Origin of the sequence: Neobacillus sp. KR4-4 (assembly GCF_042136325.1) — a bacterium.
In the GTDB taxonomy this organism is placed as follows: domain Bacteria; phylum Bacillota; class Bacilli; order Bacillales; family Cytobacillaceae; genus Neobacillus.
This window is the reverse complement of record NZ_JBHHJU010000001.1, coordinates 1-21443: the sequence shown is the minus strand read 5'-3', so window position 1 is coordinate 21443 and position 21443 is coordinate 1. Positions and strand designations below refer to the sequence as shown.

At 40.8% G+C, this 21443-nt stretch carries 20 protein-coding genes, 8 tRNA genes, 2 rRNA genes and 1 riboswitch; of the genes, 8 read left to right on the top strand and 22 right to left on the bottom strand.

What is annotated here, in order from left to right; genetic code table 11:
* Positions 1–597: 597 nt before the first annotated feature.
* The 10 genes from hxlB to ACE198_RS00105 all read right to left on the bottom strand — a co-directional run bounded on the left by hxlB (position 598) and on the right by ACE198_RS00105 (position 8289).
* Complete coding sequence (hxlB, locus tag ACE198_RS00150; RefSeq protein ID WP_375374257.1) at positions 598–1146, bottom strand: 6-phospho-3-hexuloisomerase; 549 nt, start codon at positions 1144–1146, stop codon at positions 598–600.
* Positions 1140–1781 carry a 3-hexulose-6-phosphate synthase gene (hxlA, locus tag ACE198_RS00145; RefSeq protein WP_251463328.1) on the bottom strand — a complete coding sequence of 214 codons (642 nt, stop codon included), beginning with the start codon at positions 1779–1781 and terminating at the stop codon, positions 1140–1142. The genes hxlB and hxlA overlap by 7 nt, the downstream gene beginning before the upstream one ends.
* Before the next feature lie 136 nt (positions 1782–1917).
* Complete coding sequence (locus ACE198_RS00140; protein ID WP_375374256.1) at positions 1918–2895, bottom strand: LacI family DNA-binding transcriptional regulator; 978 nt, start codon at positions 2893–2895, stop codon at positions 1918–1920.
* A 33-nt stretch (positions 2896–2928) separates the two neighbouring features.
* Positions 2929–3054, bottom strand: a complete 126-nt coding sequence (locus tag ACE198_RS00135) for a hypothetical protein (RefSeq protein WP_257148606.1) — start codon at positions 3052–3054, stop codon at positions 2929–2931.
* Entirely contained in the window at positions 3047–4330 is a 1284-nt protein-coding gene (locus tag ACE198_RS00130) for an MFS transporter (protein ID WP_375374255.1), read from the bottom strand. Before ACE198_RS00130 ends, ACE198_RS00135 begins: the two co-directional genes overlap by 8 nt.
* A 1-nt stretch (position 4331) precedes the next feature.
* Entirely contained in the window at positions 4332–5291 is a 960-nt protein-coding gene (locus tag ACE198_RS00125; RefSeq protein ID WP_375374254.1) for a sugar kinase, read from the bottom strand.
* A complete protein-coding gene (locus tag ACE198_RS00120; RefSeq protein ID WP_375374253.1) occupies positions 5279–6046 on the bottom strand; it encodes a sugar phosphate isomerase/epimerase family protein in 768 nt (255 codons plus the stop codon). Before ACE198_RS00120 ends, ACE198_RS00125 begins: the two co-directional genes overlap by 13 nt.
* Positions 6047–6235: 189 nt before the next feature.
* The gene (locus tag ACE198_RS00115; RefSeq protein ID WP_375374252.1) at positions 6236–7201 is read right to left on the bottom strand and encodes a quinone oxidoreductase family protein; all 966 of its coding nucleotides are present in this window, start codon (positions 7199–7201) and stop codon (positions 6236–6238) included.
* 108 nt (positions 7202–7309) lie between these two features.
* A complete protein-coding gene (locus ACE198_RS00110; protein ID WP_375374251.1) occupies positions 7310–7819 on the bottom strand; it encodes a hypothetical protein in 510 nt (169 codons plus the stop codon).
* The gene (locus ACE198_RS00105) at positions 7816–8289 is read right to left on the bottom strand and encodes a hypothetical protein (RefSeq protein ID WP_375374250.1); all 474 of its coding nucleotides are present in this window, start codon (positions 8287–8289) and stop codon (positions 7816–7818) included. Before ACE198_RS00105 ends, ACE198_RS00110 begins: the two co-directional genes overlap by 4 nt.
* Before the next feature lie 210 nt (positions 8290–8499).
* On the opposite strand from ACE198_RS00105, the gene ACE198_RS00100 reads away from it, so the two are divergent.
* The 6 genes from ACE198_RS00100 to ACE198_RS00075 all read left to right on the top strand — a co-directional run bounded on the left by ACE198_RS00100 (position 8500) and on the right by ACE198_RS00075 (position 14685).
* Positions 8500–9261, top strand: a complete 762-nt coding sequence (locus ACE198_RS00100; RefSeq protein ID WP_375374249.1) for an SAM-dependent methyltransferase — start codon at positions 8500–8502, stop codon at positions 9259–9261.
* A 366-nt stretch (positions 9262–9627) separates the two neighbouring features.
* On the top strand, positions 9628–10047 hold the full coding sequence (locus ACE198_RS00095) for a MarR family winged helix-turn-helix transcriptional regulator (RefSeq protein WP_375374478.1): 420 nt from the start codon (positions 9628–9630) through the stop codon (positions 10045–10047).
* A 13-nt stretch (positions 10048–10060) separates the two neighbouring features.
* Positions 10061–11275 carry an MFS transporter gene (locus ACE198_RS00090; RefSeq protein ID WP_375374248.1) on the top strand — a complete coding sequence of 405 codons (1215 nt, stop codon included), beginning with the start codon at positions 10061–10063 and terminating at the stop codon, positions 11273–11275.
* 94 nt (positions 11276–11369) lie between these two features.
* Positions 11370–11555 (top strand): hypothetical protein, encoded by a 186-nt coding sequence (locus ACE198_RS00085; RefSeq protein WP_251463336.1) that lies wholly within the window; start codon positions 11370–11372, stop codon positions 11553–11555.
* Positions 11556–11652: 97 nt separating this feature from the next.
* Positions 11653–11832, top strand: a riboswitch (Lysine riboswitch).
* Positions 11833–11961: 129 nt separating this feature from the next.
* A complete protein-coding gene (gene dapA, locus ACE198_RS00080; RefSeq protein WP_375374247.1) occupies positions 11962–12849 on the top strand; it encodes a 4-hydroxy-tetrahydrodipicolinate synthase in 888 nt (295 codons plus the stop codon).
* Positions 12850–13011: 162 nt separating this feature from the next.
* Positions 13012–14685, top strand: a complete 1674-nt coding sequence (locus ACE198_RS00075; RefSeq protein ID WP_375374246.1) for a ribonuclease J — start codon at positions 13012–13014, stop codon at positions 14683–14685.
* A 73-nt stretch (positions 14686–14758) separates the two neighbouring features.
* On the opposite strand, the gene ACE198_RS00070 is transcribed toward ACE198_RS00075, so the two are convergent.
* Positions 14759–15277 carry a response regulator gene (locus tag ACE198_RS00070; RefSeq protein WP_375374245.1) on the bottom strand — a complete coding sequence of 173 codons (519 nt, stop codon included), beginning with the start codon at positions 15275–15277 and terminating at the stop codon, positions 14759–14761.
* Between the two features lie 91 nt (positions 15278–15368).
* Positions 15369–16403, bottom strand: coding sequence for a Delta(5) desaturase DesA (gene desA / locus ACE198_RS00065; protein ID WP_375374244.1), 1035 nt, complete (start codon positions 16401–16403; stop codon positions 15369–15371).
* A 316-nt stretch (positions 16404–16719) separates the two neighbouring features.
* On the opposite strand from desA, the gene ACE198_RS00060 reads away from it, so the two are divergent.
* Together ACE198_RS00060 and sleB are read left to right on the top strand one after the other, a co-directional pair.
* Positions 16720–18165: a DEAD/DEAH box helicase gene (locus ACE198_RS00060; RefSeq protein WP_375374243.1), complete on the top strand. Its 1446-nt coding sequence runs from the start codon at positions 16720–16722 to the stop codon at positions 18163–18165.
* A gap of 246 nt (positions 18166–18411) precedes the next feature.
* On the top strand, positions 18412–19131 hold the full coding sequence (gene sleB / locus ACE198_RS00055) for a spore cortex-lytic enzyme (RefSeq protein ID WP_375374242.1): 720 nt from the start codon (positions 18412–18414) through the stop codon (positions 19129–19131).
* A gap of 56 nt (positions 19132–19187) precedes the next feature.
* On the opposite strand, the gene ACE198_RS00050 is transcribed toward sleB, so the two are convergent.
* The 10 genes from ACE198_RS00050 to ACE198_RS00005 form a co-directional block, all read right to left on the bottom strand.
* Positions 19188–19261: transfer RNA gene (locus ACE198_RS00050), tRNA-Ile, on the bottom strand.
* 4 nt (positions 19262–19265) lie between these two features.
* Positions 19266–19339, bottom strand: a tRNA-Gly gene (locus ACE198_RS00045).
* A 20-nt stretch (positions 19340–19359) separates the two neighbouring features.
* A tRNA-Gln gene (locus ACE198_RS00040) sits at positions 19360–19434 on the bottom strand.
* A gap of 15 nt (positions 19435–19449) precedes the next feature.
* Positions 19450–19525: transfer RNA gene (locus ACE198_RS00035), tRNA-His, on the bottom strand.
* A 280-nt stretch (positions 19526–19805) separates the two neighbouring features.
* Positions 19806–19898, bottom strand: a tRNA-Ser gene (locus ACE198_RS00030).
* Positions 19899–19919: 21 nt separating this feature from the next.
* Positions 19920–19996, bottom strand: a tRNA-Met gene (locus ACE198_RS00025).
* Positions 19997–20014: 18 nt separating this feature from the next.
* Positions 20015–20090: transfer RNA gene (locus tag ACE198_RS00020), tRNA-Val, on the bottom strand.
* A gap of 38 nt (positions 20091–20128) precedes the next feature.
* A tRNA-Glu gene (locus ACE198_RS00015) sits at positions 20129–20203 on the bottom strand.
* 39 nt (positions 20204–20242) lie between these two features.
* Positions 20243–20359: ribosomal RNA gene (gene rrf / locus ACE198_RS00010) — 5S ribosomal RNA — on the bottom strand.
* Between the two features lie 57 nt (positions 20360–20416).
* Positions 20417–21443: ribosomal RNA gene (locus ACE198_RS00005) — 23S ribosomal RNA — on the bottom strand; the annotation flags it as partial.

Here is a 21443-nt window from a genome sequence, read left to right as displayed (position 1 = left end):
GTAATGATACTTACCATTCATTGAAACTTTGGGGGGAAATTGATTGCAGATGACTGATCCGAAAAGGAATATTCAATAAAAAGGTTCCTCACAATTGTGAAATATATATCGATGAAAATGAAGTAAGGGTAAAGGAGATATCCGTTACCATACAAAATAACCTAATTTAGTTTTTTATGATAAAAATGGTGACTGGCTTTTGGTGTTTACAACACCTGCCACCAATTTCAGGATTGGTTACTTTTTCTGCATATAAAAAGCGCCTGACAGCTGCCACGACTACTCCTGTTACCTGGGCTTGATAATCATTTACCTAAGAAACTAACCCGTAACAAAAAAAATACATTTTTCGATTAGATTTTCCTAAATAGCTCATTAATCAAACGTATGATTAGTTTTCCTCAATAAAGCCAATAACCTTGTCAGGTTTCAAAACCTCTACCCTCATTTAGACATAACCCCCGATTAAGAATACATCTTCAACTTATATATTCTTGAAAACGACCTCGATTCCTTGTTTTCACTTTCTAGTAAAAAAAGAGTGCCTGACACCAATTCGGTGAATACCGAATTGGTGTCAGGCACCATTCATTGTTCCTATTCTAAATTGCTGTGCCGGCCGAATGCTAGTGTGTGGTCAACTTTATTGAGCTTGCTGTAAAGCAAACATAGGGTATCAAATAGAATATGAGCACATTGGTCGAATAATGAACCTAGCGGCTGGATTGTTTTCAATTCGTTCTCACGTCGATACTTTGTTGCTGCTGGTACATGGAGAATTTCCGTTGCCGCTGCTGCTAATGGCGACTCGGGATTGGTCGTCACAGCCATTACCGGACAGCCAAGGGAGTTCGTTTTTTCAGCAGTCCAAACCACATTTTTCGTTGTACCTGAACCGGAAATGGCCACTAAAAGATCCCCTTCAGCAATCGATGGTGTAATCGTTTCCCCTACAACATACACTGTTGCTCCCAGGTGCATTAAGCGCATCGCAAATGATTTAGCCATTAATCCGGAGCGTCCTTCACCGATAACAAAAATCCGCTTTGCCTTTTGCAATTGAACCGCTAACTCCTGAAGCTGAGCCTCTTCCACTTGGCTAAGAACCGTTTCTACTTCTTTTAAAATAGTAGGAATTACTAACATGTCGTTTTCTCCTCCGTTTTTGAAATAACTTGTTTAAATCGTGCCGCTGCCACGGATGGGTTTTCCGCTTTCGTAATCGCTGAGCCGATAATGACCACTGCTGGATGTATAGATTTGATGAGATCCTCTATCGAACCCAGCTTAATCCCTCCTGCTGCTGCCACCTGAAACCCTGAGAAATCACTAGGCTTAGTTCCTTGATTTTGATCGCCTAATTCCTCTTGTTGATCCTTACTCACATGCTCGCAAAAAATGGCATCATTGTATTTCCGTAATGCTTGTTTTTGTTCATCCGATGTATTTAATAAATCAATCATGACTTTTTTTTGATAACGATTGGCCACTTCCATACATGTATCAATGGTCACTAGTGGAGAAACTCCCATGACTGTTGCCACATCTGCTCCCGCTTCAAAACAAAGTTCAAATTCATAACGGGCATTATCAATCGTTTTAATATCTGCAACAATTTGTTTATTTGGAAAGGCTTGTTTTATCTCTTTAATACTCTTTACGCCGAATTCCTTAATGAGCGAAGTACCAACCTCAATCCAATCAATGGAATCCTCCACTTTTTTCGTTAATTCGATTGCTTCAGCTATATCCATTCGATCCAAAGCCAGTTGTATATTCATAATCAAACTCCTTTATATGGGTTTGTTAATAAACCTATTTACTAAATCGGTTTATGAAAAGATTATACTTCATTTGTAAGCGTTTTTCAATATGTGCCTGAACCTTTGTCATGGTGTCAGGCACCACTAAATCTTTTTACATCATTCTACTTGGAAAGACAAACACTTCAGGGGGTATGTTGCTTTTGTTAATCTGTTCAAATAATAGTTCAGCTGCCTTTTTTCCCATTTCCTTTGCTGGCTGTACGATGAAGGAAATCGGCGCCTCTAGCAAATGTGCAAATGGAATATTATCAAATACGACCAATTCAAGTTCTTTTCCAAGCTTAATACCCTTTTCCTTTAGAAATTCCAAGACCGCCAGTAAGACTCGATCATTTGCTGCAAAGATGGCCGTTGGCTTAACAGCTAAAGAAAAAAGTTGTTCAATTTTGCTTTTCAATTCAGGGATACTCGCTTTGATAATGAAGTCTGGATTTACCTCCATACCGGCATGGGCAACAGCCTTTGTATATCCTGCCAACCGATCGATACGGGTACTAACTGTCAGCGGCTGGACCACAAATGCAATATTCTGGTGACCCTTCTCAATCAAATGCTGCACAGCCTTATACGTAGAATCCGTATTATCGGTAATGATGGAAAACACATCAAGATTCTCTACTTTTCTATCAACAAAAACAACGGGATAGTCCTGTTTGACCATCCGTTTGTATAAATCATTATTTTTCCCTGTAGGAAAAATAATCAAACCATCTACCTGCTTAGCCCGTAACATTTCAATATATTTCTTTTCCTTTTCAGGATCATCATCGGCATTACAGACAATGGCGTGCAAATCATGTTTATGACAAAAATCCTCAATAGCACGGCTGATTTCCGTTGAAAAATAATGCGTAATATTAGCGACAATGATTCCCACCATCGAGGTTCGTTTTTGTTTCAAGCTTCTAGCAATAAAATTCGGCTGATAGCCAAGTTCTTCAATTGCTTCTTTAATTTTTAGTTTCGTTTTTTCCCCCATATATTCAAACCGATTATTTAAGTATTGAGAAACGGTACTTTTTGATACACCGGCTGCTTTTGCGACGTCGGCCATTGTTACTTTTTCCATGCCTATCTTCCTCTTTCCTCTTGGTCACTGACTTCATTTTAGCGGCAAATCTACTAACTTTCCAGTTATGACGAACGGATTGTTCTTAAAGATGAGAACCTCTATAAATAAGAAACAGCCTTGGAAAGATTCCAAAGCTGCTTCCACTTTTTTAAGCACTCATTTTAACACCTTTTGGCTTGCTTTTATCCTTTTTTGCCGATTTAACCGCTAAGATGGTTAAAATTGCAGAAAGGAATAGAGAACCTGCCATAAAGATATATGAAGTACCGAATCCACCAGTAGCATCATTTAAATATCCTACGATATAAGCACCAACAAATGAGCCTAACGCACCCATACTGTTAATAAGGGCCATCGCACCGCCAGCAACATTACGCGGAAGGATTTCCGGAATGATGGCAAAGAATGGACCGTATGGAGCATACATGGCACCGCCAGCAATCACGAGTAAGACAAATGAAATCCAGAAATGTTCTGTTCCAATCGCATAAGAAGCATAGAAAGCGATTGCACCAATCAATAGGAATGGCCAAACAAATGCGTTTCGATTCAATGTTTTATCAGAGAAATAAGAAGCTACAAACATAAGGATAATAGCTAAAATATAAGGAACTGAAGATAACCAGCCTGTTTCTACAATATCCATATTTGGTGCGGCTTTAATAATCGATGGAAGCCACATAACAAAACCATATACCCCGATGCTCCATAAGAAGTATTGTGCACTTAACAAAATAACTGGTTTTGATTTAAAGGCTTCGCTGTAATTTTTTACAGGCTTAATTCCTTCTTGCTCTTTTGCTAATTGTTGTTCAAAATCATCCTTTTCTTGTTCAGTTAACCATTTCGCATCTCTCGGTTTGTCATTGACAACTTTCCACCAAATAAATGCCCAAATAACAGCCGGAAGACCCTCAGCGATGAACATCCATCTCCAGCCCACAGAGTTAACTAAATAACCAGAAACAATTGACATCCATAATACGGTTGCAGGGTTTCCTAAAATAAGGAATGTATTTGCACGAGAACGTTCTGCTTTCGTAAACCAGTTACTTAAGAGTACCAGCATGGACGGCATAACCGCACTTTCCACAACTCCAAGTAAAAAACGAATCACAAATAACAATTTAATATTCGAGATCATACCTGTAAAGGAAGCTAATAAACCCCATGCAATCAAGGACCAGAAAATGAGAACCTTCGCACTCTTTTTCTCGGCAAATGCCGCACCAGGTACTTGGAAAAAGAAATATCCTAAGAAGAATAGAGAACCAAGTAAAGAAGAAGTACCAGCAGTAATATGAAGATCCTCCGCTAATCCTGAAGCCGCACCGAATCCATAGTTGGCACGGTCAAGATAAGCTAAACTGTACGTGATAAAGGCAATTGGAATAAGACGTAACCATCGTTGTTTTGCAATCGTTTGTTTCATGTTATTTCACTCCCTCTAATTGATTTTCTATATATTTTTCTAACACTGCTTTGGTTGGATAGCCATCATTATCACCAGGTGATTGAACCGCTAACGCACCAATCGCATTGCCTCTTAAAACCGCATCCTGAACGTTTAAACCTTCGAGTAATCCACTGATCACCCCAACCGCAAAACCATCGCCGGCCCCAACGGTATCAACCACTTTTTCCACATGAAAGCCGCGAACGGTGCCTTCTTCTGTAGCTGTTTTATAAAAAGCTCCCTCAGCCCCAAGCTTAATGACTACCAGCTCTACGCCCTTTTCTAAATAGAAGGAAGCGATTTCACGAGGTTCCTTAAAGCCTGTTAAGATTTCACCTTCAGTAATACCTGGTAACACATAATCTGCTTGGAACGCCACCTCATTGATTTCCCTTACCATTTCTTCTTGTGATGCCCAAAGGGTTGGTCTTAAATTCGGGTCAAAGGAAACCTTTTTGCCGTTCTTTTTCATAAAGGTTAGAGCGTGTTTTGCAAAGGCTCTTGTACTTTCCGAAAGAGCTAATGGAATCCCCGTCATATGCATGTGCTTTGCATGCTGAAAGTACTCTTCATTGAAATCCTCGCAGTTTAAATGGCTTGCCGCCGATCCTTTGCGAAAATATTGAACCTCTGGGTCGCCCTCTAAAACCATCGATTTCAACTGGAACCCAGTCGGATAGTGTGGGTCAATCAAAACATGCCCAGTGTCAACGTTTTCATTTTTGATCCGTTCGATGACAAATTTTCCAAACGCATCGTTTCCGACTTTACTCGCCCAACCTGAGCGCAAGCCCAATCTAGCAAGTCCAATGGCCACATTTGTTTCTGCTCCAGCAAGTTCACGGGTAAATTGGCTGACTTCGTGTAAGCGACCTGGATGATTGGCCATAAACATAGCCATTGCTTCTCCAAAAGTAATTGTATCTAAATGTTGCATGATATAGCCTCACTTTCCATAATCATCTGAACAAACTCTCGTGTTCTCTCCTTCGGTTCGATGGGAAACTCAAGCGCCTTCACCATTTCAGCGGGAAAATGATTCATGACCTTCTCCCAACTGTGACTTCCGTCTTTTTGCAGCGGCACCGTAATAAACTCTCCATTATCATCTTCTACCTGTTTTAAATGCAAATACATGACATATGGTGCAAGCTTGCTGACGGCTTCGTCTACTTCTTGACCAGAATAATACCAGTTTCCGGCATCAAAAGTCATTTTAACAGGTGTGCTCTGCTCGGAGGCGCTTTCAAAAAAGGATGTTAAATGATGGATATTCCCCCCATGAAGCGTTTGATCATTTTCAACGAACAATTGAACTCCCTGATGCTGATCCAAAAAGGTATTCAGTTCGATAAGATCAGATTGGACTTTTTGAAAATGGCCAAGTGATACTTTAATCCATTTAGCACCGAGATCTTTTCCTTCTTCAAAAATCTCATTTAATTCCTTCTTGTTCAATTGGTGGTCCTCTTTCCATAACTCAATCGGAGCCGAATAAACTGTGAATAATTGATATTGTTCAATTTCTTGTTTAATTTGATGTAGTGATGGATCTTCGTCCGACAATAATTCGCGTCGAATCTCAATTCCATAAGCACCTGAATCTGCAATAAGCCTAATAAATGAAGTTTGCCCCTTCTTCAAGACTTCAAATCTATCAAATGCGTTTATCGGGACAATTACATTATTCATAACAAAATCCCCTTTTAAATAAATACTTGTGATCATAGGATAAACCGTTTTAGTAAATCGGTTTAGTAAATCGATTTATACATATTATAAACCTAGTGAAAGCGCTTTTGCAATAAAAAATTTAATTTTTTTTGGTGCCTGACACCAAAAAACACCCCCACATTGTGGAGGCATTTAATTGTTAGGGCATTATGGTATTAATAATATTTTCCCTGTGCTCTTTCGGCTTTCTAAATAACGGTGTGCCTCTTGTCCATCGCTTAGTGCAAAGGTAGTTGGTTCAGATACTTTAACCCTTCCTTCCGCCATCCACTGGAACAGCTCAGTTGAACGAGTAATTCGTTCTTTTCGAGAGGTAAGCACATTCCATAGGTCTCCCCCCGTCAAGGTCTTGGATGTATCCATTAACATTCTTGGATCCACTAAAGCTGGATCCCCTCCTGCCATTCCGTAAAATACTACCGTCCCGCCAATGCGAGTGACATCAAAACTGTCTTGCAGCGTTGAACCTACTGATTCATAGACCACATCGACACCTTTACCATTTGTTACATCGAGGATTTGCCTCTTCCAATCATCTTTGTACAAGAACACTTTATCCGCTCCCGCTTCTTCTGCTGCCTTCGCTTTTTCCAAGGATGAAGTTAAACCTATAACTGTTCCGCCTAGTAATTTTCCAATTTGAATTAAAAGCTGCCCGACCCCGCCTGCTGCTGCATGGACCAGTACGACATCATTCTTTTTCACGGGATAACTATCCTTTGTTAAATAATGAGCCGTTAATCCTTGTAACAGCACGGAAGCCCCTTCCGCAAATGAGATTGTTTCAGGCAGAGGAATCACCTTTTCCACAGGAACGGCTACGAACTCTGCATTTGCATGTGGGACATCGGCAAAGGCTACCCGGTCGCCAATTTGGATATCTTGGACATTTGCTCCTACCTTTGCGACTATTCCTGCCCCTTCATATCCTAAGATATAGGGAGGCTCTCCCACGAGGTGATAATTTCCCTTCCTTCTATATATATCGGCAAAATTAAGACCAATTGCTTTCATATTAAGGAGGATTTCATCTGGATCGATTGCCGGTTCCACGATTTCTGTATACTCCAGAATCTCTGGCCCGCCAAATGTATTAAACACTAATGCTTTCATATCGATAACCTCATTCAAACTAAATTTGCACTACGCTCTTATTAAAAAGAATTGTGCTATGGATTGCAACTAAGGTGGCTTTCATATGTCGGTTCCTGCTCTCTATCATCAATACCTAGGATTCCTCTGCATGGTGATTTCTCTAAGTTTCTTTTTGCTAAAACGGAAAAGTAAAATCAACAATACAGCAGTCACCGGATAAAAAGGAATGGAATAATAAAGTTTCCAACCCGTATATGTCAAAGCGCGGTTTTTCACATTCATCCATTCAAATAAAAGGGAAAATCCCGTCCAACAGAGAATATAACAAACCGTTTTTTTGCCATAAAGTTCAAACTTATCGTAGCCAAATAAGAATAGTAAGGAAGCGCAAGGATACATGAATAAATGAAATAATGCACCCGACAGTTCATAGGTTGAATTATCGCCATATATATAAAGTTTGAAGGGAGTCGCTAGTAGAAAATAATCAATAGTTGAAACATATCCGATATTAAATACCCAAATAATTATGACGATAATAGGTGAAAAATATTTTTTTATCGGTAAAAACAGACAAATAATCATTGTCGTGGTTAGGATGAAAAACCATTCATTCCAATCAAAAGTAACATTCATTCGTACCAGTCTCCTTTATAAAGGATCCTTCGAAACCATTGCATAAATACAATTAATACACACAGATCAAACATCCAAATCGATAATGACCACCAAATCTGCCAATGAACATGTTTAATCACGCCTAAATAATCTGCTAAATATTCCATCCCTGTTAATAGGATAATAAAAGATATCATTAATAGCAGTTTTCTCAAGAGTGTGGTTAAGATGAGAAAAAAGTGAAGAAAGGTAACCATAAGTATGGGAAAAAGAATAATTCGGTTTATTACATGTGAAAATTCATAACTAAGGTTCTCAGGGATGGTTAACGTTTTAAAATTCATATAGCAGAGAGCCGAGAAGTTTTGATATAGATAGGAACTAACCGCCCAATAAACGATGACTTCAAGAATATGAAGCATTTTCTTTTTTCTAATAAAAAGAAATAAAGCAAGCAAATTTAAGACGATATAGAAGAATAAAACCATTCAAGATGTCTCCTTTGTTGTTTGCCTATTCCTCTTTGATTAAGAATTTAAATCCAACCAACAGGGCTGATAAATTGTCTTATTTAACTAGCCCTTTTCTCTTATCTTGTCATATTCATCATAATTTATTTGGGTTTCATTTTAACTTGCTTCATTTTCCATTGTAAGATACGCTTCATACAGACCACATGGACAAGGAGATATTTATATATGGATAGAAATAAATTTTCAGCAATTGCCCACTGCGACCATGCCTTTAGTAATCCAATCAGTGAAGACAAGATCATGAAGATGCTCGATATCATCTCTCCCAATGCAAAAGATAAAGTAATTGATATAGGAGCAGGAAAGTGCGAACTGTTAATCCGCTTGGTGGAAAATTACCACGTAGCCGCTACAGCTATCGAATTGTATGAAGGGTCCATCGAGGAAGCAAAGCAAAAGGCACACGGCAGAATTCACGAAGGCAGCATCGAGTTTATTGTGGAAGATGCCGCCTCAGCAGTCGAAGGATGCGAGGAAGATGGGTATGATTTGGGGATTTGTATTGGTTCAACCCACGCATTAGGTGGATTGGAACCCACCTTACAGACATTAAAACGTCTAGTTAAGCAAAATGGTTACATTCTGATTGGCGAGGGATATTGGAAACAGACTCCAAGTCCTGCTTATTTAGAAGCGCTCGGAGGCGCTGATGAGTCGGAATGTAAAACCCATGCAGATACTGTTAAAGCTGGCGAGGAACTAGGATTAATCCCGCTTTGGTCTTATGTAGCCAACGATGATGATTGGGACGATTACGAGTGGCTTTATTCGATGTCCGTCGAGAACTATTGTCTTGAGAATCCAGATGATACAGATTGTGATGCGATGTTGGAGCGGATTCGAACTTGGCGCCGGACCTATTTGACCTGGGGCAGGGATACGTTGGGATTCGGTCTGTATTTATATAGGAATAACAAAAACAAATAACCTTACAAGCCTTATATACCAAGGCTTCAACCCTATTTAATCAAACGTTTGATTAGTTTTTCAGCAGTATTTTCCGACCTTTTTTAATCAAACGTTTGATTAGTTTTTCCACAAAAAAAATTCTCACTCCAGAAAAATCCTTTAATACTAAGGCCTCGCCCCCATTTAATCAATCGTTTGATTAGTTTTTTCAAAAATACCCTATACCCTCATAAATCTATATATCTCAAGGCTTCAGCGCTTTTTAATCAATCGTTTGATTAGTAACCACAATTAGACTTATAAAACCACATCTGTTACACTAATATAGTTACCCAAGGTAATTATTACTCTAGCTAACTATTCGACTTATTTGAGGTGATTTAAATAAAGACTTCACAAAAATTCTTTCATCAATTATTGATGCTTTACCGTCCGTTTGAAAATAAATTGAATTTCCATTTGGCTGAGCATCAACTTCACAGAGCTCAATGGTCCATTTTTCACTGCTTATCCAATAATGGACCTGCTACACTTGTGGATCTTTCTCATTATTTATATGTAGAAAAGCCCACAGTTACTAGGACTATTAATCGATTAGAGGAACTGGGCTATGTCGAACAGGTTCCTAGCCATGATAAACGTGAAAAGCGGATACAGCTGACAGAACTAGGAAAAAAAGTATATATGGAAGTTCGTGTCACGATTGATCAGTTTGAAAATGACATCTTAAAAGGTATCTCAGAACCTGAACAGCTTGAAACCATCCAGGTTATGGGGATCATTCGAGATAATATTATTAAGTAAGGGGTTAAATAACGTGAATCAACCAAGAGCTAAACTTTGGACTAAAGATTTTACGATTGTTTCCGGGGTCAATTTTTTCGTCACTTTAGTCTTTTATTTATTAATTGTCATCATTGGTGTCTATGCAGTAGACGAATTTCATGCTTCCACAAGTCAAGCTGGTCTTGCCACAGGAATCTTTATTGTTGGTTCATTAATTGGCAGGTTTTTAATCGGTAGATTTATTGAGTCTATTGGAAGGAAGAGAACATTAATCATTGGTGCCATCCTTTTTATTTTCACACTTCTTTTATATTTTCTGAATTTCGGGATTACCTTCCTGCTTATAACACGACTACTCCATGGGATTGCAGCCGGAATGGTTGGTACAGCAACAGGAACGATCGTGGCCCAGATTATCCCTGCTTCACGGAAAGCTGAAGGAATTGGCTATTTCAGCATGAGCGCAACATTGGCTACCGCAATTGGCCCATTCATTGGCCTATACATGACCCAGCATACGGATTTTCAAATGATATTTATTTTCTCCCTTGTAATAGGGATCATTAGTTTAGTCACAGCGTTCTTTGTAAATGTGCCTCAATTAGAAGGAACACCCCAACCAACTGAAACAAAAGGATTTAAACTTTCTAATTATATTGAGCCCAATGCATTGCCAATTGCAGTTATTACATTAGTAGTAGCTTTTTGTTATTCCAGCGTTCTTTCATTTATTAACTTCTATGCAATAGAAATTGACCTAGTAAGCGCGGCAAGTTTCTTTTTCTTAGTTTATTCTATTGCCGTGTTGTTATCACGCCCCCTTACCGGCCGTATAATGGATTTAAAAGGGGCAAACTATATTATGTATCCATGTATTATTGCCTTTGCCGTTGGTTTGTTTCTGCTTAGCACCGCAAGCATCAGCATTATTTTATTAGCAGCAGGAGTATTAATCGGCCTTGGTTTCGGTAACTTGCAATCAAGTACCCAAGCCATAGCAGTAAAACTAACTCCTCCCCATCGGATGGGATTGGCAACTTCCACTTTCTTTATCTTTCTTGATGCGGGTCTGGGGTTCGGTCCATACATCCTCGGGTTTATTATACCGTTAACAGGCTATCGTACTTTGTATGTCATTTTAGGTGCAGTCGTTCTTGCATCGATGGTTCTTTACCACTTCCTGCACGGTAAGAAAGAACTTCCAAGAAGAACCAGGGTGAATGAACCAACACCTGGCACTCATTGATTTCTAGCACCACCCTTCAGGCGGCAGACATAAAACCCGTCTTAAGCAAATATGATTAACATAACAATCCTAAATAAAGGGGTCGGTAAATTTGATGATTTTTAATAAAATTGCATTATCCTTCGTAGTTTTCTTTTCCATCAGTATGATCATAAATACTTATTTAGGAGAAAAGGAACAGATTCAATCGGATGTTATTTATTTTGTGATGAACGGGTTTGCATATATTGTATCTGCATTAGAAGTAGAAAAAGAAGAACAGGGGTTAGAAACTGCATAAACTTTACAAATATAGTTCCTTTTCCCCCTTGAAACAAAAGGAATATTCTGATATATTTACTATTAATTATATATTTTTCTTACTTCAATACTTTTGAAGTGAGGATAGAGGTGCAAAGACCATTAGTACACAACTGGAGGATAATGAGGTCCAACGATGGTTGTAAAAAGGGGAATTTGCCGAAGTTTCATTGATTCTCATTATCATGAAGCTGGTTCTGCTATTGAATAAATACAGAACTGTCATATAGGAGACTATATGGAGGGCTATCTTACGCACGGGAACTTAGTTTTATTTATGTTTCTACTGCAACAGTGAACCCTCACTGTTGCTTTTTTGCGTTGAATTTTGAATGGCCTTGCCCACCTCTAAATTTTATAAAAATTTATTAAAAGGGTGAGAAAAAATGAATTTTGGCCAAGTTTTAACCGCAATGGTTACACCATTTGATCAAAATGGCGAGGTTGATTTTAACGCAGTAAGAAGATTAGTAGATTATTTAATTGAAAATGGGACGGACGGTCTCGTCGTTGCCGGTACAACCGGTGAATCTCCAACTTTAACGACGGATGAAAAAATCGCTTTATTTAAAGCTGTTGTCGTCGCAGCGAGAGGAAGAGTCCCAGTTATTGCTGGCACTGGCTCGAATAATACACGGGCATCTATCAGTTTAACAAAGCAAGCTGAAGAAACAGGTGTAGACGGGATCATGCTCGTTGCTCCATACTATAACAAACCTTCCCAAGAAGGTATGTATCAACATTTCAAAGCAATCGCTGAATCTACATCATTACCGGTTATGCTTTATAATATCCCTGGTCGAAGTGTGGTCAATCTGTCCGCAGAGACCATTGTTCGCCTATCCCAAATCGAGAATATTGTTGCTGTTAAGGAAGCAAGCGACAACCTGGATGACATGGCTGCTATTATTAGCCAAGCCCCTAGTGATTTTACCCTTTATAGTGGGGATGACAGCTTAACACTGCCGGTTTTAGCGATTGGCGGTGCTGGAGTTGTATCTGTTGCTTCTCATGTAATTGGCAATGAAATGCAAGAAATGATAAATCATTTTAAAAATGGACGCGTCCAAGAAGCGGCTCACTCTCATCGCCAACTGCTGCCTCTTATGAAGGCATTATTTACGGCTCCTAATCCGGCCCCAGTAAAAGCAGCCCTGAACATGAGCGGGGTGCAAGTTGGTGGACTTCGATTGCCATTGCTGCCTTTGAGTCACGATGAAGAAATGGCATTGCAAGTGGTTTTACCTGGACACCAAGTCAAAACATTAATTTAAATACTGGTAGGCTGTCAACACATAGGGAATTTTGAATTCCGTGCTGTTGACAGCCTTTTATTTTTCGGACCCTGACTGAAATTTTTTCACTTTCCCTTTCCAATAAAGTCCAACCAAAAGGGCATACTATTCATATTTACATGGAATAGGGAGGATATTTACTTGCAAACCAATAATCAGCAATTATCCATTTTTGCTTTAGGCGGTATCAATGAAATCGGAAAAAACATGTATGTGGTTCAATATGCAGACGATATTTTTATTATTGACTGCGGCGGGAAGTTTCCAGATGAGAGTTTATTAGGAATTGATTTAATTATCCCTGATATTACCTATTTGGTAGAAAATCAGGAGAAAATCCGTGCTTTGATTGTCACTCATGGACATGAGGACCATATTGGCGGGATTCCGTATATATTAAGAAAATTGAACGTTCCTATTTACGCTACCCGCTTTACCTTGGGCCTGATTGAATTAAAAATTGACGAACACAGGTTGAATGGCAACACGAAACTCGTGACGATTGATTCAGATTCCAAGCTTGAGTTTGGAGAAACAACCGTTTCCTTCTTCAGAGTAAGTCATAGTATCCCGGATTGTCTCGGCATTGTTTTTCATACTCCTGAGGGGAATGTCGTTCATACTGGGGACTTCAAATTTGATTTAACACCGGTGAATAATCAACATTCTGATATTCATAAGATGGCTGATATTGGTGAGCAAGGTGTCTTAGTTTTAATATCAGAAAGTACCAATGCCGAGCGTAAAGGGCTAACGCCATCCGAGCAAATGATTGGTGGCACTTTAGATGAAGCCTTCATGAAAGCAGAAGGAAAAATCTTTATATCTACGTTTGCCTCGAATGTAAATCGTGTCCAGCAGGTCGTCGCCTCTGCCATAAAATCCAATCGAAAGATCGCCCTGCTTGGCCGTAGTATGGTAAATGTCGTTTCTGTTGCGATAGAGCGCGGGTATTTAAACGTGCCAGAGGGAATGCTCATCGAAGCACGGGATGTTGACCAACTGGCGCCGGAAAAGGTTGCCATCCTATGTACCGGAAGTCAGGGGGAACCTATGGCGGCCCTTGCGCGACTAGCAAGCGGGAACTACCGGGATGTTTCCATTTATCCTGGGGATACAGTTATCTTAGCTGCCTCCCCAATACCGGGCAATGAAAAATATGTGTCGAGAATCATCGACAACTTATTTCAACTAGGTGCTAAAGTGATCTATGGCTCGGGTAGTTCAACGGGCATGCACGTTTCGGGGCACGGTTATCAGGAAGATTTAAAGCTCATGCTTACCTTAATGAAACCAACCTATTTTATTCCGATTCATGGTGAATATCGAATGCTGCATCATCACCAGATGTTAGCAGAGTCCGTGGGCGTAGAAAAGGGAAATACATTTATTATTAAAAATGGTGATGTAGTTGATGTCGAAAATTCCGTAGCACGTCAGACCCGGTCCATTCCAGCTGGGGATACGTATGTTGACGGGATGGGCGTTGGCGATGTTGGGGACATTGTGCTCAGGGACCGGAGGCAGCTTTCTGAAGATGGAATGCTCGTAATTGTGATTACCATTAGTAAAGGAGACCGGAAGATCATTTCTGGGCCTGACACGATTACCCGCGGGTTCGTCTATGCCCGTGACTCAGACCAGCTCCTCAAAGAGATTAACCGCCTTACTAAGAAAACCATTAATGACCTCCAAACTGAAAATATCCGCCAATGGAATGTCATGAAACAAAACATCAAGAAAAGCGTCGGACAATACGTATTCGCCCAAACAAAAAGAAAACCGATGATTCTCCCTATTATAATTGAAATATGAAAAAGGGTGTCAGGCACCATGTGAAAAAATTTCACATGGTGCCTGACACCCAATGTTTTAATTACCTTCATTTTTAACCTGTTGGCAATTTTATTTTATCTAGTATAGTGGTGAGATAGTTTTTGACTGTGTTGATTTTTGTATGTTCTTTGAGGTGATGTTGGCGGATTACTTCCATATCTTGTTTTTGGTCAATGGGGTCTTCATCCATTAGTTCGGCGTTATAAATTTTATCCCCGTTATGAATGCTGCGAATGGAATTGGCTAGTTCATCACTAGGGCTATCCTTCAATAAAAACCCACTTACCTCCGCCCGTAATGCACGCATATAATATCCACTTCGCGCAAAGGTAGTTAGGATAATCACCTTGCAGCCAAATGACTTTAATGCTTCTGCTGCCTCTAGCCCACTCATTTCAGGCATCTCTATATCCATAATACAAACATCAGGCTGAAGTTGATGCACTAGTGAAAGCGCCTCTTCCCCATTGCTCGCCTGACCGACCACTTCCATATCTTCTTCCAAATTCAAGAGAGAACCCATTGCTCCAAGCAGCAGTTCCTGATCCTCTGCAATAACGATTCGAATCATGTAAGCTCTCTCCTTATCCGGCAGTTGTTATGTAAATAACAACTCCCCTTAATGAAGGGGAGCTAGCCTGTTATAATGGGACCCTTAGTTGTTAAATTTCCGGTTTCACTTGTTGGACAGTGAACTTTTTCTTTGCTAAAACTCTAACTTCTTTAAAGGTTACAAAGTTTTTTCGCTCTTCATCCCATAAACGGAAGCGAAGAGACTTTAAGCTCGTAGCAAGCGTAATTGTTGGAACCTTTTGTAATGGAGGCGTGTTTTTATGTGCCTCTTCCAATTTATAGTTAGGTACTCTTGGGCTTAAATGGTGCACATGATGAAAGCCAATATTTCCAGTTAACCATTGCAATACTTTTGGAAGTTTATAGAATGAACTTCCTTCTACTGCCGCTTTCACATATTCCCACTCTTTATCTTCTTCAAAGTAAGAATCCTCAAACGTATGCTGTACGTAGAACAGCCATACACCTAATGCGCCTGAAATCATGAAAATTGAGCCTTCAACTAAGAGAAATGACTGCCATCCGATAGCCAAACAAAGCAAACTGATTAAGGCTACAATGAGAATATTGATTAAATATGTGTTATTACGTTCTTTTCTTTTTGCACCTTTACGATTAAAACGATTCTTAAGAAGGAACACATAGATCGGACCCAACCCAAGCATTACCAAAGGATTGCGATAAAAGCGATAAGCCAAACGAAGTTTTAGTGGTGCTGCTAAATATTCATCTACTGTTAATGTCCAAATATCTCCTGTACCTCGTTTATCCAAGTTCCCACTTGTAGCGTGGTGAACGGCATGTTCATATCCCCATTTATCGAACGGGAAGATTGTTAGTACCCCCATCATCGTGCCAACGATTCGATTCGTGCGCCGGCTTTTAAAAAAGGAATAATGGGTGCAATCATGAAAGATGATAAATATCCTTGTGAGAAATCCTGCAGCAAGGATGATTGGTACGAGTGCTAACCAATAGGAAACGGATAGGCTCAAATAGCCAAGGTACCATAAGGCAATAAATGGTACGACCGTATTAATAATCTGCCATACGCTTTCTTTTGTCGTTGATTTTTCAAAGGGAGCCACTTGTTTTTTTAGAGTCTTCGTATTTTGTAAGGTCATTTTTTGAATTCCCTTCCTTCTTCGTGTCGTTATATCAAAGTATAGAGAAACAAGTTTGTCCTTGTTAGTAGCAGGTGTCATGTGCAGGATATGACAAATGTCACATTACAATAATATTTTCCAGCAAATTGGTGCCTGACACCAGATATACCAACACTTCTGGTGTCAGGCACTTTTTTTGAAATAATTTTAAAAATTATTTTGGGTGAATGGTGTATATCCAGTATAATGGAGCGTATTCAGTTTATGCATATGATATTTCTTCGCGAGAAATCCTAAAGGTAAGCCGGATAATACTAATAAATGAGGTTAATACATGAGTAAAGTAAGTTTTGCGGATTATCATTTAAGTGACGAAATCACAAGAGCACTGACCATTTTAAAATATGACACACCTACCGAGGTCCAAACCGAGGTCATTCCCTTGGCATTGAAGAATCAAGATCTGGTTGTAAAATCGCAAACGGGCAGTGGTAAGACGGCTTCCTTCGCGATCCCTGTTTGCAACATGATTAACTGGGAAGAAAGAAAGCCACAAGCATTAATTCTTACCCCAACGAGAGAACTTGCGGTTCAAGTACGCGAGGATATCACGAATATTGGCAGGTTTAAACGGATTAAGGCCATGGCCGTTTATGGGAAAGAACCATTTTCAAAGCAAAAAGAAGAACTGCAGCAGAAAACGCATGTCGTCGTCGGAACACCCGGACGTGTCATGGACCATATTGACAGAGAGACCCTCATTCTTGATGGAATAAAGTATCTTATTATCGATGAAGCAGATGAAATGCTTAATATGGGCTTTATTGACGAAGTCGAAGCGATCATAAAAGAACTTCCTTCCAACCGAGTAACCATGGTCTTCTCAGCAACCTTACCGGAGGATGTTGAAAACCTCTGCCATAAATATATGAAAAATCCAGTTAATATCGAAATTGCATCAACCGGGGTCACGACAGATACGATTGAACATCTGTTAATCGAGGTTAAAGAAGAAGACAAACTTTCTCTGCTAAAAGATGTAACAGTTGTCGAAAATCCAGATAGCTGTCTTATCTTTTGCAGGACAAAGGAACATGTCGATACCGTTTATTCCGAATTGGAAGAATCGAATTATTCTTGCGAACGACTTCATGGCGGATTAGAACAACAAGATCGATTTGCGGTAATGGATGGCTTCAAAATGGGAAATTTCCGCTACCTCATCGCCACAGATGTGGCCGCACGCGGAATTGATATTGATAATGTCACCCTCGTCATCAACTATGACGTCCCAATGGAAAAAGAAAGCTATGTCCACCGCACTGGAAGAACCGGTCGAGCCGGCAATAAAGGAAAAGCGATTACTTTTGCCACACCATTTGAAGGGAAATTTGTTCGGGCGATTGAGCGCTATATTGGCTTTGAGATTCCGAAAGTGGAGGCTCCAAAACCAACTGAAGTTGCAAAAGGAAGAGACGCATTTGTAGAAAAAAGCGGCGGCCGCCGTGTCGTCAGAAATAATAAAACGGCCCGGATTAACCAAGGTATCATGAAGCTTCATTTCAACGGTGGAAAAAAGAAGAAGATGCGCGCAGTCGATTTTGTTGGGACGATCGCAAAAATCCCTGGTGTCACAGCCGAGGATATTGGCATTATCACCATCCAGGAGCAAATGACCTATGTTGATATTTTGAATGGCAAGGGCGCACTCGTCTTACAGGCAATGGAGAATGCCACCATTAAGGGAAAGAAAATTAAAGTTAGCAAAGCCCTAAAATAACATTTTACTTAGAGCGATTATCCATGATAATCGTTCTTTTCATTTGCACCCTAACATAAAATACCCTCTGTTCTGTAATACAGGAGTTGCTCCTAATTTAATTGTTACTGGCTCTGTTGCGAGACAATATGATCGTATTTCTAGTAATTTGGATACCGCTATCGGGCGGTATTCTTTTTTTCATCTTACATAAAAGGATAATTTTTGAAGAAAATAACGTTATTACTGTTCTTAGGAGGCAATATTTTGCTAGAAAAAGCTTTCATTAAGACACGGCTGATTTTTATTGTACTTTTTGTTGTATTCATCACCACTAGTGAACAAAGTAATGACGTATTAGCATTTACAAGTCAAGTGCTCCAAAGGGGCTCATCGGGAGAAGATGTTATTGAGTTGCAGTCACGACTCAAATATAACGGCTTTTATACAAGTAATATTGATGGTGTATTTGGCTGGAATACCTATTGGGCCGTACGGAATTTTCAAGACCAATTTGGTCTTCCTGTCGATGGAATTGTAGGAGCTAAAACAAAGGCAGCTATTGTGAAAGCAACAAAGTATGAAAAAACTAATTCATCAGGTAACAATTCAGCTAATGTCACAGGCAATTTCTCACAAAATGATATTCAATTGATGTCAAACGCTGTTTACGGGGAATCACGTGGTGAGGAATACACAGGGCAAGTCGCTGTTGCAGCAGTTATCTTAAATCGGGTCAGCCACTCATCGTTTCCAGATACAGTTGCAGGTGTCATCTATCAACCAGGAGCCTTTACTGCCGTGGCAGATGGACAAATTAATTTAACACCCAATGAGACTGCGAAAAAAGCAGTTATGGATGCCATCAACGGCTGGGATCCTAGTGGCGGAGCCATATATTATTTTAATCCTGATACCGCGACAAGTGGTTGGATATGGAGTCGGCCACAAATCAAAAAAATTGGGAAGCATATTTTTTGTAAATAGTGAATGTAAAAAAACGACTTAGAAGTTGTAAGAAACTTCTAAGTCGTTTTTTATGATGGGCCTAAATGGACTCGAACCATCGACCTCACGCTTATCAGGCGTGCGCTCTAACCAGCTGAGCTATAGGCCCATATTGGAGCGGGTGATGAGAATCGAACTCACAACATCAGCTTGGAAGGCTGAGGTTTTACCACTAAACTACACCCGCGTTATTAAAAATAAGAAAAATGGCTGGGCTAGCTGGATTTGAACCAACGCATGTCGCAGTCAAAGTGCGATGCCTTACCGCTTGGCTATAGCCCAATATTATAATATCAATGGGGCGACTGATGGGAATCGAACCCACGAATGTCGGAACCACAATCCGATGCGTTAACCACTTCGCCACAATCGCCAAAATAATCTATATATTAATAGTAGGAAACCTACTAGAAAAAAATGGCGGTCTGGACGGGACTCGAACCTGCGACCTTCGGGTTATGAGCCCGACGAGCTACCGGACTGCTCCACCCCGCGACGATAAAAAATTTGAAGTTTTCACATGCTCTTAGTATTACGACCGCCCCGATTTCAGAAAGCATATTCAAGCAGCGGCTCAATTGTTGCGCTGAAGATTATTCGAAGCAGTTTATTCGAACGTGCTCCACCCCGCGACGATAATATATTAAAAATAATGGAGGAGGAAGAGGGATTCGAACCCCCGCGCGGTATGACCCGCCTGTCGGTTTTCAAGACCGATCCCTTCAGCCAAACTTGGGTATTCCTCCAGATATTAATAAATAATTGATTGGTAGCGGCGGAGGGGATCGAACCCCCGACCTTACGGGTATGAACCGTACGCTCTAGCCAGCTGAGCTACACCGCCAAAGAACAAATATAATCATGGTGGAGGATGACGGGATCGAACCGCCGACCCTCTGCTTGTAAGGCAGATGCTCTCCCAGCTGAGCTAATCCTCCAAAATACTGAAAGTTATTTTCACTAGCATGAAAAACTTTGGTGACCCCTACGGGATTCGAACCCGTGTTACCTCCGTGAAAGGGAGGTGTCTTAACCACTTGACCAAGGGGCCATATTAAATATTGACGAAAAAAATAACCCAAAAGGGCTAGCCTGGCAACGTCCTACTCTCACAGGGACGCGTGTCCCAACTACCATCGGCGCTGAGAAGCTTAACTTCCGTGTTCGGTATGGGAACGGGTGTGACCTTCTCGCCATTACTGCCAGACTATATGAGGTTTTATTCCCTCAAAACTAGATAATTGACAATCATCATATTAAATATTAGGTTAAGTCCTCGAACGATTAGTATCAGTCAGCTCCACATGTTACCACGCTTCCACCTCTGACCTATCAACCTGATCATCTTTCAGGGTTCTTACTAGCTTGCGCTATGGGAAATCTCATCTTGAGGGGGGCTTCATGCTTAGATGCTTTCAGCACTTATCCCGTCCGCACATAGCTACCCAGCGATGCTCTTGGCAGAACAACTGGTACACCAGCGGTGCGTCCATCCCGGTCCTCTCGTACTAAGGACAGCTCCTCTCAAATTTCCTGCGCCCACGACGGATAGGGACCGAACTGTCTCACGACGTTCTGAACCCAGCTCGCGTACCGCTTTAATGGGCGAACAGCCCAACCCTTGGGACCGACTACAGCCCCAGGATGCGATGAGCCGACATCGAGGTGCCAAACCTCCCCGTCGATGTGGACTCTTGGGGGAGATAAGCCTGTTATCCCCGGGGTAGCTTTTATCCGTTGAGCGATGGCCCTTCCATGCGGAACCACCGGATCACTAAGCCCGACTTTCGTCCCTGCTCGACTTGTAGGTCTCGCAGTCAAGCTCCCTTGTGCCTTTACACTCTGCGAATGATTTCCAACCATTCTGAGGGAACCTTTGGGCGCCTCCGTTACTTTTTAGGAGGCGACCGCCCCAGTCAAACTGCCCACCTGACACTGTCTCCCACCCCGATCAGGGGTGCGGGTTAGAATTTCAATACAGCCAGGGTAGTATCCCACCGACGCCTCCACCGAAGCTAGCGCTCCGGCTTCTCAGGCTCCTACCTATCCTGTACAAGCTGTACCAAAATTCAATATCAGGCTACAGTAAAGCTCCACGGGGTCTTTCCGTCCTGTCGCGGGTAACCTGCATCTTCACAGGTACTATAATTTCACCGAGTCTCTCGTTGAGACAGTGCCCAGATCGTTACGCCTTTCGTGCGGGTCGGAACTTACCCGACAAGGAATTTCGCTACCTTAGGACCGTTATAGTTACGGCCGCCGTTTACTGGGGCTTCGATTCAGAGCTTCGC

Coding starts and splice junctions, on each gene's coding strand:
- ACE198_RS00140 (WP_375374256.1), bottom strand. CDS start 2,895: ATGGAAAAAGTAACAATGGCCGACGTCGCAAAAGCAGCCGGTGTATCA.
- ACE198_RS00100 (WP_375374249.1), top strand. CDS start 8,500: ATGGATAGAAATAAATTTTCAGCAATTGCCCACTGCGACCATGCCTTT.
- ACE198_RS00060 (WP_375374243.1), top strand. CDS start 16,720: ATGAGTAAAGTAAGTTTTGCGGATTATCATTTAAGTGACGAAATCACA.
- hxlB (WP_375374257.1), bottom strand. CDS start 1,146: ATGTTAGTAATTCCTACTATTTTAAAAGAAGTAGAAACGGTTCTTAGC.
- dapA (WP_375374247.1), top strand. CDS start 11,962: ATGAATTTTGGCCAAGTTTTAACCGCAATGGTTACACCATTTGATCAA.
- hxlA (WP_251463328.1), bottom strand. CDS start 1,781: ATGAATATACAACTGGCTTTGGATCGAATGGATATAGCTGAAGCAATC.
- ACE198_RS00070 (WP_375374245.1), bottom strand. CDS start 15,277: ATGATTCGAATCGTTATTGCAGAGGATCAGGAACTGCTGCTTGGAGCA.
- ACE198_RS00105 (WP_375374250.1), bottom strand. CDS start 8,289: ATGGTTTTATTCTTCTATATCGTCTTAAATTTGCTTGCTTTATTTCTT.
- ACE198_RS00110 (WP_375374251.1), bottom strand. CDS start 7,819: ATGAATGTTACTTTTGATTGGAATGAATGGTTTTTCATCCTAACCACG.
- ACE198_RS00130 (WP_375374255.1), bottom strand. CDS start 4,330: ATGAAACAAACGATTGCAAAACAACGATGGTTACGTCTTATTCCAATT.
- ACE198_RS00115 (WP_375374252.1), bottom strand. CDS start 7,201: ATGAAAGCATTAGTGTTTAATACATTTGGCGGGCCAGAGATTCTGGAG.
- desA (WP_375374244.1), bottom strand. CDS start 16,403: ATGACCTTACAAAATACGAAGACTCTAAAAAAACAAGTGGCTCCCTTT.
- ACE198_RS00120 (WP_375374253.1), bottom strand. CDS start 6,046: ATGAATAATGTAATTGTCCCGATAAACGCATTTGATAGATTTGAAGTC.
- ACE198_RS00085 (WP_251463336.1), top strand. CDS start 11,370: ATGATTTTTAATAAAATTGCATTATCCTTCGTAGTTTTCTTTTCCATC.
- ACE198_RS00125 (WP_375374254.1), bottom strand. CDS start 5,291: ATGCAACATTTAGATACAATTACTTTTGGAGAAGCAATGGCTATGTTT.